The sequence below is a fragment of the Methylobacterium sp. AC315 genome (assembly GCF_979253755.1).
The window spans coordinates 495,340-507,896 of record NZ_CEEDEA010000003.1; the positions used below are offsets into that span (position 1 = coordinate 495,340).

The 12,557-nt window shown below is 67.3% G+C and carries 11 protein-coding genes; 8 read left to right on the forward strand and 3 right to left on the reverse strand.

Features of this window, described 5'->3' with window-relative positions:
* Positions 1 to 48 precede the first annotated feature (48 nt).
* From mdcA to AC0IY0_RS07635, 8 genes are all read left to right on the forward strand, one after another.
* On the forward strand, positions 49 to 1,695 hold the full coding sequence (mdcA, locus tag AC0IY0_RS07600) for a malonate decarboxylase subunit alpha (RefSeq protein ID WP_471763442.1): 1,647 nt from the start codon (positions 49 to 51) through the stop codon (positions 1,693 to 1,695).
* A gap of 148 nt (positions 1,696 to 1,843) precedes the next feature.
* Positions 1,844 to 2,152 carry a malonate decarboxylase acyl carrier protein gene (gene mdcC / locus AC0IY0_RS07605; RefSeq protein ID WP_147910524.1) on the forward strand — a complete coding sequence of 103 codons (309 nt, stop codon included), beginning with the start codon at positions 1,844 to 1,846 and terminating at the stop codon, positions 2,150 to 2,152.
* A gap of 2 nt (positions 2,153 to 2,154) precedes the next feature.
* Complete coding sequence (locus AC0IY0_RS07610; protein WP_471763444.1) at positions 2,155 to 3,084, forward strand: biotin-independent malonate decarboxylase subunit beta; 930 nt, start codon at positions 2,155 to 2,157, stop codon at positions 3,082 to 3,084.
* Positions 3,071 to 3,787, forward strand: a complete 717-nt coding sequence (mdcE, locus tag AC0IY0_RS07615) for a biotin-independent malonate decarboxylase subunit gamma (RefSeq protein ID WP_471763445.1) — start codon at positions 3,071 to 3,073, stop codon at positions 3,785 to 3,787. Before AC0IY0_RS07610 ends, mdcE begins: the two co-directional genes overlap by 14 nt.
* Positions 3,788 to 4,057: 270 nt before the next feature.
* Positions 4,058 to 4,753, forward strand: coding sequence for a malonate decarboxylase holo-[acyl-carrier-protein] synthase (gene mdcG / locus AC0IY0_RS07620; protein WP_471763447.1), 696 nt, complete (start codon positions 4,058 to 4,060; stop codon positions 4,751 to 4,753).
* A complete protein-coding gene (locus AC0IY0_RS07625; RefSeq protein WP_147910528.1) occupies positions 4,750 to 5,670 on the forward strand; it encodes an acyltransferase domain-containing protein in 921 nt (306 codons plus the stop codon). Before mdcG ends, AC0IY0_RS07625 begins: the two co-directional genes overlap by 4 nt.
* A 174-nt stretch (positions 5,671 to 5,844) precedes the next feature.
* Positions 5,845 to 6,828, forward strand: coding sequence for a GDP-mannose 4,6-dehydratase (gene gmd / locus AC0IY0_RS07630; RefSeq protein ID WP_471763448.1), 984 nt, complete (start codon positions 5,845 to 5,847; stop codon positions 6,826 to 6,828).
* 71 nt (positions 6,829 to 6,899) lie between these two features.
* Positions 6,900 to 8,381: an aldehyde dehydrogenase gene (locus AC0IY0_RS07635; RefSeq protein WP_471763450.1), complete on the forward strand. Its 1,482-nt coding sequence runs from the start codon at positions 6,900 to 6,902 to the stop codon at positions 8,379 to 8,381.
* Between the two features lie 69 nt (positions 8,382 to 8,450).
* Here AC0IY0_RS07635 and AC0IY0_RS07640 read toward each other — a convergent pair whose 3' ends face one another.
* From AC0IY0_RS07640 to AC0IY0_RS07650, 3 genes are all read right to left on the reverse strand, one after another.
* Entirely contained in the window at positions 8,451 to 9,410 is a 960-nt protein-coding gene (locus AC0IY0_RS07640; RefSeq protein ID WP_471763451.1) for a substrate-binding domain-containing protein, read from the reverse strand.
* 235 nt (positions 9,411 to 9,645) lie between these two features.
* Positions 9,646 to 11,355, reverse strand: coding sequence for a methyl-accepting chemotaxis protein (locus tag AC0IY0_RS07645; RefSeq protein ID WP_471763452.1), 1,710 nt, complete (start codon positions 11,353 to 11,355; stop codon positions 9,646 to 9,648).
* A 402-nt stretch (positions 11,356 to 11,757) separates the two neighbouring features.
* Positions 11,758 to 12,042: a cupin domain-containing protein gene (locus AC0IY0_RS07650; protein ID WP_147910533.1), complete on the reverse strand. Its 285-nt coding sequence runs from the start codon at positions 12,040 to 12,042 to the stop codon at positions 11,758 to 11,760.
* Positions 12,043 to 12,557: the final 515 nt, after the last annotated feature.

Sequence of the window (12,557 nt, forward strand, 5' to 3'; positions counted from 1 at the left end):
TGACCAGCGCTTTATCTCGCCCACTGCATACACAAGGGGAACGCGCGGATGACCCAGTGGCGCGGCGAACGAGAGGCGCGCGACGCACGCATCGCGGCGGGTCGCGCCCATGCCGACGGCAAGGTCGTGCCGGCCGGCTCCGTGGTCGATCTGCTGGAGGCGGTGCTGCGCCCCGGCGACAGGGTCTGCCTGGAGGGCGACAACCAGAAGCAGGCGGATTGCCTGGCCCGGGGGCTTGCGGCCTGCGACGCGGGCAAGGTCCACAACCTGCACATGGTCCAGTCGGGCATCGTGCTGCCGGAGCATCTCGACGTGTTCGAGACCGGCATCGCCAAGCGGCTCGACTACTCGTATTCCGGCCCGCAGGGCGCGCGCATCGCCAAGATGCTCTACGGCGGCCAGATCCAGCTCGGCGCGGTGCACACCTATCTCGAGCTGTTCGCCCGCTACTTCGTGGACCTCACGCCCCACGTCGCGCTGATCGCCGGCGTCTCGGCGGACCGCGACGGCAACCTCTATACCGGGCCCAACACCGAGGACACGCCCACCGTCGTGGAGGCCACCGCCTTCAAGAACGGCGTCGTCATCGCCCAGGTGAATCAGATCGTCGACAAGGTCCCGCGGGTCGACATCCCGGGCGACCGAATCGACTTCGTGGTCGAGGCCGACACGCCGTTCTACGTCGAGCCGCTGTTCACCCGCGATCCTGCGGCGATGACCGAGACCCAGATCCTGATCGCCATGATGGCGATCAAGGGGATCTATGCGGAATACGGCATCCGAAGGCTCAACCATGGGATCGGCTTCGGCACGGCCGCAATCGAGCTGCTGCTGCCGACCTACGGTGAGAAGCTGGGCCTGAAGGGGAAGATCTGCACCCATTGGGCGCTCAATCCGCACCCGACGCTGATTCCGGCGATCGAATCCGGCTGGGTCCAACAGGTCCACTGCTTCGGCTCGGAAGTCGGCATGGATCGCTACATCCGCGCGCGGCCGGATATCTTCTTCACCGGGGCCGATGGCTCCCTGCGCTCGAACCGGGCCTTCTGCCAGACCGCCGGCCTCTACGCCTGCGATATGTTCATCGGCGCGACCCTCCAGATCGACCTGATGGGCCATTCGTCGACGATCACGCAGTCGCGGGTGGCCGGCTTCGGTGGCGCGCCCAACATGGGCTCGGACCCGCACGGCCGCCGCCACCCGTCCGATGCCTGGATGAAGGCCGGGCGCGAAGGTCAGGTCGTCGGCGATCCGGCGCTGATGCGCGGGCGCAAGCTGGTGGTGCAGCTGGTCGAGACCTTCGGGGAGAAGCTGGTGCCGACCTTCGTCGAGAAGCTCGACGCCCTGGAGCTGGCCAAAAAGATCGGGCTCGAGCTGGCCCCGGTGATGATCTACGCCGACGACGTCACCCACATCGTCACCGAGGAGGGCATCGCCAACCTCCTCCTGTGCCGGGACGCCGACGAGCGCGAGCAGGCGATCCGCGGGGTCGCGGGCTACACCGAGGTCGGCCGCGGCCGGAACCGGGCCAAGGTCGAGGAGCTGCGCGCCCGAGGGGTGATCCGCCGGCCGGAGGATCTCGGCATCGAGCCCCTCGACGCCGACCGCGCGCTGCTCGCGGCCAAGTCGATCAAGGATCTCGTGCACTGGTCGGGGGGCCTCTACGAACCGCCCGCGAAGTTCCGGAACTGGTAGGGTCGATCCCGATCTTTCCTTCCCCCTTGCGGGGAGGGGTCGCGGGTGGGGGCGGTGCAGGACCAAGCGGCCCGGTACCCCCTCAACCACCCCCACCTTCATATCCTCCCCGCCACGGGGCGGAGAGGCGCACGCGAGGAACAGTCGGATGGAATCCCTGACCTTCCGCCACACCACCAGAAAGCCGCTGCCCGGCTCGGTCTCGAACGCCATCACGGGCGTGGTGGCGTCGGGCAACCTGGAGATCCTGCTGGAGCGGGTGCTGCCGCCGGATGCCTGCGAAGTCGCGATCGAGACGCCGATCGCCGGCTACGGCGCGGTCTGGGAGGCGGTGGTGGCGGATTTCGTCGCACGCGCCCAGCCCGGGGGCCTGCGCATCAGCATCAATGACGGCGGCGCCCGTCCCGACACCGTATCGTTGCGCCTGCTCCAGGGCGCCCGGCTGATGGAGGCCTGACCATGGCTGGCGCACGTGCCGCGAGCACCGACCCGGACGCCCTGAGCTGGTACGAGGCCACCGCCCGCCAGCGCGTGCTGGCGCTGGCCGATCCCGGCAGCGTTGAGGAGTTCCTGCCCCCGACCGAGCGGCGCATGAGCCCGCACCTGCCGCTGTTCGACCTGCCGCGGGCCTTCGACGACGGTATCGTGGTCGGCCGCGCCGCGCTCGACGGCAAGCCGGTGCTCGTCGCCGCCCAGGAGGGCCGGTTCATGGGCGGCGCCTTCGGGGAGATCCATGGGGCGAAGCTCGTCGGGCTCCTGCGCGCCGCGCTCACCCTGAGGCCGGCGGCCGTGCTGATCCTGTTCGACACCGGCGGCGTCCGGCTGCAGGAGGCCAATGCCGGCGAGACCGCCATCGCCGAGACCATGCGGGCGATCGTCGACGTCCGAGCGGCAGGCATCCCGGTCATCGGGCTGATCGGCGGCCGCGCCGGCTGCTACGGCGGCGGCGGCCTGATCGCCGGCACCTGCTCCCGGCTCGCCGTCTCGGAGGGCGGCCGGATCTCGGTCTCGGGCCCCGAGGTGATCGAGACCAACAAGGGCGCCGAGGAGTTCGATTCCCGCGACCGGGCCCTGGTCTGGCGGACCATGGGCGGCAAGCACCGCCGGCTGATCGGCGGGGCCGACGCGTTCTGCGCCGACACCGTATCGGCCTTCCGGCGGGCGGCGCTCGACCTGATCGGCCGGGCGCCGACCTTCGATCTCGCGACGCTGGAGGCCGAGCAGGCCCGGCTCGAATCCCGGATCGCGCGCTTCGGCGATTGCCGGGACGCCACCGAAATCTGGGCCCGGCTCGGCGTCAACGATCCGGAGGCGGTGCCCGCCATGGACACGCGCGCCTTCGACGAGACCGTATCCCGGGTGGGGGAGGCCGACCATGACGCTCGCTGAGATCCTGGCTGGGCTCTTTCCGCAGGGCCATTCCGTCACTGTGCGCGACGGCCTCGTGACCGGCAGCGGCCCGTTCGCGGGGGAAACGATCCACGTCGTCGGAATCGACGGCGATACGCCGCTCGGGGTCGATGGCGCGCTGGTCCTGTCGCGGGCCGTGCTCGATGTCGTGCGGGCCGGCGACAAGGCGCCGATCCTGGTGGTGGTCGATTCCGACAGCCAGCGCATGAGCCGGCGCGACGAGTTGCTGGGGCTCAACGAGTGCCTGGCCCATCTCGCCAAGGCGCTGCTGCTCGCCGACCGCTCCGGCCACCCGACCATCGGGCTGATCTACGGCCACTCCGCCGCCGGCGCGTTCATCGCCACCGCGCTGGCGACCCGGGTGCTCGCCGCGCTGCCGGGCGCCAACCCGAGCGTGATGGATCTACCCTCCGTGGCGAAGGTGACCAAGCTCCCGCTGGACAAGCTTCAGGAGATGGCGAAGTCGACCCCGGTCTTCGCCCCGGGGCTCGACAACATGGTGGCCGCCGGCGCGGTCCACGTGGTGCTCGATCCGGCCCGGCCGCTCGACGCCCAGATCCGCGACCTGATCGCCACCCAGACTCCCGGCGACAATCGCGACCGCCTCGGCGCGGAACGCGGCGGTCGGCCGGTGGCGCAGGAGATCGCGGAGGCGGTGATCGCGCAGGCCCGGCGCAGGTAGCGCGAGGCCGAGTGAACGCGGTGGGATGCTTACGTGCCGATCGGGCGTAGCAGAATGAACCGCCTCGTCTTTCCGGGGCGCTGCAGGCGAGCCCGGAACCCAGATCCGCCGACGACGCCAGATCTTGATCGGTTCGCGTCTATGGATCCCGGGCTCCGCTGCGCGGCCCCAAGATGACGAAGTGGCTGCTCCGCCGTTCGTCACGTTTCAGGAGTGGGCGGACATCGGGTCTCCGACACGTTCACCTGAGACCTCAAAACGAGGTCGAGGATGGCACAGATCCACAGAGCGCACATCGAACCCCGCCCGCCTCGCATTTTCACCCGGCAGGACCTCGTCCGCGTCGATCCCGAAGCCTGGTCATCCTGGCTCGGCACCCGCGCCGACCTCGCCGGTGTGCCGCACCTCGCCGTCTGGGCCGGGGCGGGGCGTCCGCTGATCGTCCGCCGCCGGGTCCCGGGGGAGGGCGCCGGGACGGTCCCCCTCGGGCTGCCGCTGCCGCCCGCCGTCGGCAAGCGCCGGATCGGCCTTGCCCTGCCGGCCGAACGCCTGACCCGCCTGGACAGCCCGAGCCTCGCCGAGGTGGCTCCCCATGCGCCTCCCGCCTGGCACGGGACCATCGCGGCCGTGGTGGCGCTCGGCGACCGTTACGGCGTGACACCGCGGCCGTTCGGTGGTCTCCTGTGGCAGGCGGTCACCGGCTTGACGTATCTGAGTCCCGCCTCCGACCTCGACCTGCTCTGGCCCTGCCCGGGGCCGGTACCGGCCGGCCTGCTCGACCGGCTCGCTGCCATCGCGGACATCGCCCCGATGCGTCTCGACGGCGAGATCCTGCTGCCGGACGGGACCGGCCTGCACTGGCGCGAGTTGCGCGACGCGCCCGAGGGCGGCACCGTGCTGGCCAAGGGCCTCGACGGGCTCGCCATGTGGCCTGTCGCCCCCCTGCGCTCCCGGGAGACCGCATGAGTGTCGCGATCCTGCTCTCCGGCCAGGGCGGCCAGCATCCGGGGATGTTCGACCTCACCGCCGGCCATCCCGCGGCGCAGGCCGTCTTCGCTGCCGCCGCGCCGCTGCTGGGCGGCACCGACCCGCGCGACCTCGCCCGCAGCGGCGGCGACGCGCTCCACGGCAACCGGACGGGCCAGATCCTGTGCTGCGTCGCCGCGCTCGCCGCCTGGCGCGGGCTGGCTTTGTCCGGCCGCGCCATCGTGGCCGGCTACAGCATCGGTGATCTCGCCGCCTGGGGCCTCGCCGGTCGGATCTCCGACGCCGACGTCCTGGCGCTGGCCGCCCGGCGCGCAGAGGCCATGGATTCCGCCTCCGGGGAGGGGTTCGGGCTCGCCGGGATCCGGGGCCTCGGGCTCGACGCACTCGAAGCCCTGGCCGGGCGTCACGCATGCCACCTCGCCATCCGCAACGCCTCGGACAGCGGCGTCGTGGGGGGGCGATGCGATGCGCTCGAAGTCCTGTGCCGGGACGCCATCGGGGCCGGCGCGCAGCGGGCGGTGGTGCTGCCGGTTCACACGCCCTCGCACACGCCGCTGCTGGCCGAGGCCAGCGATGCGTTCCGCGGCGCACTCGATGCCGTCACCCTGCACCGCCCGCAGGCCGGTGCCCCGCGCCTCGTCAGCGGGCTCGACGGGGCGACGATGTTCCGGCCCGAGGACGGCCTCGACAAGCTGGCACGCCAGATCTCCCATACCATCGACTGGGCAGCCTGCCTCGAAGCCGCCCGGGAATACGGCGCCGACCGGGTCATCGAACTCGGCCCCGGCCGCGCGCTGGCCACGATGGCGCGGTCGGCCCTGCCTGACGCCCGGGTCCACGCGCTGGAGGAATTCCGGTCCCTTGGTGGCGTCACCGCCTGGCTGACCCAACCCTAGGGCGAAGTGGCTTACCCGCGAAAAACTCGGCACCATGCGCACCTCTTCGCATACACTGAGTCATGTGGCTGGCCGACGCGCCAGCCCGCGAAGACTATGCGCAGTGTGGCCTCGCCTTGACGCGAAGGCCGGACCGGTCGTAGCAGCCGGGCAGCAACGGGACGGGACGGTTTCATGACAGCCAAGCGCGCGCTGATCACGGGGATTACGGGCCAGGACGGCGCGTATCTGGCGCAGCTGCTGCTGCACAAGGGCTACACGGTCACCGGCATCGTACGCCGCTCCAGCCATGCCGGGGTGTTCGACCACCGGTTGAAGTGGCTCGGCATCTTGGGCGATGTCGAACTCGTGGACGGCAACCTGCTGGACCAGTCTGCGCTGCTGCGGATCGTCCAGACCACCAAGCCGGACGAGATCTACAACCTCGCCGCCCAGTCCTTCGTCACCTCGTCATGGCAACAGCCGTTGCTCACCGGCCAAGTGACCGGTCTCGGCGCCGTCCATATGCTCGAATGCCTGCGCTCGGTGGCGCCGAATGCGCGCTATTACCAGGCCTCGACCTCGGAAATGTTCGGGCTGATCCAGGAAGAGCGCCAGAGCGAGACGACGCCGTTCTACCCGCGCTCGCCCTACGGCGTGGCCAAGCTCTACGCGCACTGGATGACCATCAACTACCGCGAGAGCTTCGGGCTGCACGCCTCGAACGGCATCCTGTTCAACCACGAGAGCCCGCTGCGCGGCGTCGAGTTCGTCACCCGCAAGGTCACCGACGCGGTGGCCCGGATCAAGCTCGGCATGCAGAAGGAGCTGCGGCTGGGTAACATCGATGCCAAGCGGGACTGGGGCCACGCCCGGGACTACGTCGAGGCGATGTGGCTGATGCTGCAGCAGGAAAAGCCGGACGACTACGTCATCGCCACCGGCCGGACCACCACGGTGCGGGACATGTGCGTGATCGCGTTCAAGCATGTCGGCCTGAACATCGACGACCACCTGATCATCGACCCGGCGTTCTTCCGGCCGGCGGAGGTCGAGGTGCTGCTGGGCAACCCGGCCAAGGCCAAGGCCACCTTCGGCTGGGAGGCGCAGACCAGCCTCGAGTCGTTGATCACTGAGATGGTCGAGGCTGACATCAAGCGCCTCAGCGCCAACGCGTAGGGCGCAGCGAGCCTCGTCACCGACTGCGTTCCCGCCCATAACACGCGCGTCAACCGCGTGAGAGGCGCGCCGTGAAAACCTACCAGCTCTACATCGACGGCCAGGACGTCGATCCGATTGACGGCTCGTGGTTCGAGTCCGTCGACCCCTACCGGGGCGAGTCTTGGGCCCGCATACCCCGCGCGTCCAAAGCCGACGTCGACAAGGCGGTGGCGGCGGCAAAGCGCGCCATGTGGGAGGGGCCCTGGGCCACCATGACCGCCTCGGCCCGGGGCAAGGTCCTGCGCCGGATCGGCGATCTCGTAGAGCGCGATGCGAAGGCGCTCGCCGAGATCGAGGTCCGCGACAACGGCAAGCTGTTCGCCGAGATGTACGGGCAGACGCGCTACCAGCCCGAATGGTGGTGGTATTACGCGGGCCTCGCCGACAAGGTCGAAGGCGCCCAGGTGCCGATCGACAAACCCGAGACGTTCGCGTTCACCCGGCACGAGCCGGTGGGCGTCGTCGGGGCGCTCACCGCCTGGAACTCACCACTGCTGTTCGTCGCCTGGAAATGCGCACCGGCGCTCGCGGCCGGCTGCGCCGTCGTGGTCAAGCCGTCTGAATTCGCCTCCGCGAGCACGCTGGAATTCGCCCGGCTGACTAAGGAGGCCGGGCTCCCGGACGGGTTGTTCAACGTCGTCACCGGCTACGGCGGCGAGGCCGGCAGCGCCATCGTCGAGCACCCGGATGTCGCCAAGATCACCTTCACCGGCTCAGATATCACCGGCGCGAAGGTCTACGAGGCGGCCGCGCGCCAGATCAAGCGGGTCTCCCTCGAACTCGGCGGCAAATCGCCCAACATCGTCTTCGCCGATGCCGACCTTAAAGCCGCGGCTGCCGGGGCGATCTCGGGCATCTTCGCTGCCACTGGACAGACCTGCATCGCCGGCTCGCGGTTGCTCGTTCAGAACAGCATCCGCGAGGCATTCGTCGAGCGACTGGTGGATCTTGCCCGCACCGCCCGGCTCGGCGATCCCATGCAGCCGGACACCAACATCGGGCCGATTACCACGCCGCCCCAGTATGCGAAGGTGCTGGATTACATCGCGCTCGCCAAGAGCGAGGGTGCGCGCTGCGTGTTCGGCGGCAACCCAGCCTCCGGTCCCGGCGTGATCGGTGGTCAGTTCGTCGAGCCGACGATCTTCACGGGCGTCACCAACGACATGCGCATCGCACAGGAGGAGGTGTTCGGCCCGGTCCTGTCGATCATTGGCTTCGAGGACGAGGCCGAGGCGCTGCGCCTCGGCAACGACGTGATCTACGGATTGGCGGCTGGCGTCTGGACACAGGATATCGGCCGTGCCCTGCGCATGTCGAAGGGCCTGCGCGCCGGAACGGTCTGGGTGAACACCTACCGCGCCGTCAGCTACATGATGCCATTCGGCGGCATGAAGCGCTCCGGCATCGGCCGTGAAAGCGGCATCGAGTCCATCCGCGAGTACCTGGAGACCAAGAGCGTCTGGATCTCGACGAGCCGCGACGCGCCAGAAAATCCGTTCGTCATGCGGTAGGGGCAAAGCCGCGCCGGGCGACATCATCCCCGGCGCGGCAGGTCCTGTCCCAGCGCGCTGGCAAATTTCCTATTTCGAAAAATGCGTGGTCGACATCCGGTCCGTCACGAGCTCGAACGGAACCCAGTCATATTGCTGCACGGGCTCGTGCCGGACCAGCTTGAGGGCGTCGTTCACCGCCTTGCGCGCCTGTAGGCCGGCGTCCTGATAGACGGTCACGGCCATACGCTTGTGCTGCATCGCCCGTAGGCCGTCGGGTGTCGCATCGACGCCGCCGATCAGGATTCGATCCGTGGGGATCCCGGCTGCGTCCACCGCGTCGGCGGCTCCAATCGCCATCTCGTCGTTGTTGGCGACGATGGCATCGGGCGCCGTCCCGTTCGCCAGCCATCCGGCCACGAGCGCTGCGGCCTTCTTGCGGTCCCAATCCGCGGCGCCTTCGGCGACGATGCTGATCCCCGGGAAGGCCGCGGCGACTTCCCTGACGCCCTGCGTGCGGAGTGCGGAAGCTGTATGGCTCGGCGGACCCTGGATGATCGCGACGCGACCTTTGCCGTCCAGCATCTGTGCGAGCTTTCTCATCTGCAACCGTCCGGCGACGAGATCATTGGACAGGACGAACGCCACGCGCCCGGCAAACCAATCCTCCCGGGGGCCGTTATTGGCGTAGACAAGGGGGATGTCGGCGTCCTGGGCCAAGCGCGTGATCGTCGCGTTCGTCGTCGTATCGGCAGGCAGGACCACGAGGGCATCGACCTTGGCGGAGATGAATTGCCGGACCTGCTCGACCTGCTTCTCACCCTCGCCCTGAGGCGCGTAGGCGAAGCGCACGGAGAGATCCGGCAGGGTCTTGGCATAGCTTTGGATGCCGTCCCGGAGGAGCGCGGTGAACCCGCTCGGCTCAGCCATCGCCACGCCGATTGCGGCCGACGCGGCCGGTGTCGGCAGGCTCGCCAAGACGACCATGAACGCCGCCGGCCACCAGCCCCGCACCCGTTCGAATCCAAAGGCCGGATCGCCAGTGGACATCCGAAGAACCGCCGGCACGCCACCGAGTATTCGGGAGATGGGCCATCCGCAGAGCGTTCCGATCATGGTCCTTGCACCTGCCTGGGGCGCGCGCCGCCGAGATCCGCTCCGGTCCGGCATCAGCGCGCGAAGAATCGACGGGTTCGAGGCGACGCCGACGGCGCCGCGATCGAGCCGGCGGTATCGATGGTGTATCGGCTTGGCAGAGTGTCGCCGGCCCGATGGGATCGTCACGTCAGGCCGCCCGGATGCTTTTCAGGAACCGCTGAACCTCGTCGCCCAGGCGTTCCGCGTCGCGCGACAGGGTGCTCGCCGAGACGAGCATCTGGTCGGCGGCCGCGCCGGTATGCTCCGCCGCACCGGCGACCGTGGTGATGTTCGCCGTCACCTCGCCCGTGCCGTTGGCTGCCTGCGAGATGTTGAGCACGATCTCCTGCGTTGCCGCGCCCTGCTGTTCGACGGCCGCGGCGATCGAGGCAGCTGTCCCGCTCATATCGCGGACCCGCGTGGCAATCCCCTCGATCGCGGCGACGGCATCGGAGGTGGATGCCTTGATGACCGAAACATGGCTGGCAATATCGTCGGTCGCGCGCCTGGCCTCGCCCGCGAGTTGCTTGACCTCGGCGGCAACCACTGCGAACCCGCGACCGGCATCACCGGCGCGGGCCGCCTCGATCGCGGCGTTCAGGGCAAGCAGGTTGGTCTGCGCCGCGATCTTGGCGATCAGCTTGACCACGTCGCCGATCCGGTCCGCTGCGCCGCTGAGAACCTGCACGAACGCGATGGTCTGGGAGGCCTCCGTGGCGGCGCCATCGGCCATGGCGGCGGACAGTTCAGCCTGACGCCCCACCTCCTGGACCGAGGCACCGAGTTCGTCTGCGGCGGCAGCGATCATCCGCACGTTGGATTCGGCTTGTTCGGCGGCCGCGGCCACTGTGGTCGACTGGCTCGCCGTCTGGCCGGCCGTCGTGCTCATCTGGCGCGCTGTCCCCTGGAACTGCAAAACCGCAGCGGTGACGGTGCCGACAATCTCGCCCACCGTCTCCTCGAAGCGCTCCGCCATGTCGTGCAGGACGAACTTGCGCTCCTGGTCTGCCTCAACGCGGATCCGGGTGGCCTCGTCTTCCAGCGACTTGGCGTGAAGCATGTTCTCCTTGAACACCTGCACGGCACCGGCGATGGCACCGATCTCATCGGCCCGATCGCCGTCCGGGATCGCCACGGTGAGATCGTTCTCGGCGAGCCGCGCCATGACCCGAGTCATCGTCGCGATCGGCGCGGCCACACGACGGACGATGAACCAGCTGATGGCCAGGGTCAGGAGTGCCGCGACGGCCAACGCAACGATGACCGCGAGGCGCGACGTGGCGCCGACCGCATCGGCCTCCGCCATTTGCTCGAGGGCCCGCGCCTGCCGGTGGACCAGGACGGAATCCACCGACTGGGTGAACGCCACGGCATCCGCCTGGAATGACTCGGCGAACACCGTATCGGCGAGTTCGCGCTCACCGGCCCGATCCAACGCGGTCGCTTCGGCCTCCACGGCGAGGAAGTGTTGCCAGGCCTCGCGCAATCGATGCGCCAGAATGCGCTCGTCTGCGCCCATAACGGTGGGGGCATAGGCACTCCAGGCGGCGGAGAACGCCTCCTGGGCCTTGCCGGCCTCATCGAGGTAACGGCGCCGCTCCGTGTCCGACCGGGCATTGTGGCCTAGGACGTCCAGGGCGCGCAGCTCCTGGCTGAGCGCCTTCATCCGTCCGAGGATCGTGACCGCTTCGATCTCGCCGGAGACGGATCGACTCACCGTGTTGATCATACCGATCCGAACGACAGAAAACAATCCTATTACTGTGGATATAACGAACAGAGCTACCGAAGAGCCAATGATGATCGATCGTATATTGATTGCAGAGGCTTTTCTTTTTCGCTGTAATGCGACGTCCATTTGGAATTACCCGGGATAAACGATCATTAATTGTTAGCATATTTTTCTTGTTCATTCAACTTATAGCCACAAAGGTTTTTATTTATCAGTATTAATTGATCGCTGAGTCGTTGATAGAACGGATTATAACAAATTATATACTAATATAGACTCATCTTAATGAATGAAAAACAGATATATGCCCGAATTTACTCAGCTGAAGATCTTCATCCAATACGTGATGCGGAGTGTTGCAGGGCCCGGTGAATCGCCGGGACTCGCCGGGCGACCCTGCCCAATCGTTTGCCTCGTTGGTATGATCCAACATTCTTGACTGGAGCGCACTACTCTTGACCGCCGCACGGCGTCAACCTAAGCCACAGTCAAGGGGTCGGACGTTAGAATGGGACGACTCAGCAGAGCCTATTGCAGGTAGACGACGAACATTTCGGCTACAGCGCGGACCGCATAATCCGCCGGAGTTTCGCCCTGCCAAACCGGAAAAGCTTCGATGAGCCCTCGTCCATCGAGGATACTTGCGACCTCTTCGGGCATTAGACCTTCGTTGAGCGCACTCGCTAGGGCAGCGCACCCGTGCGCATGATAGTGCGGCCAAGTGATGCCCGCCCGCAGCTCTGCGAAGGCAAGACTTAGCGTTAAAGCACCACTACCGAATGTCGCGAAATGCTGGTTGCTGAGCGTATTCATAGTGTATCATCTCTCAGGTAATATGATGGTTCGTCCTCTGCTCGATGAGCCGACAACACCGCACAGAATACGACTGTCCTAGGATGACCTTTTTCGATCGGACGACCATTTTTCCTCCCGACGGCAACGAATCCAATCGCTTAGTAGGATGAGGAAGATTAACACACAGATTTGAAAATGTACTCCCAAAGATCCAACTCCAGGCAACATCAAATCCATGCTTGATCGCCACTTGGGAGAACGGATTAGTTTCGGACGGGATCGCTAATACCCCATCCGACATACAAGTGGTGAAAGGCTAGTGCACTGACGTGGTCAGAGGATTCACGCAGGGGGTGATGCATGCGAGTCTGGGCGATGGCTCAGACCGTCTGCGTGCTCCTCGACGACGCCACCAAGTTGGCGTTGTCCACGATCGCCGGAGACCGATCCCGCCCACTCAAGCACATCCTGCGGGCGCGCATCGTCCTGCTCTCGTTCGAACGCTTGAGCGTGCAGGACGTGGCTCGGCAGGC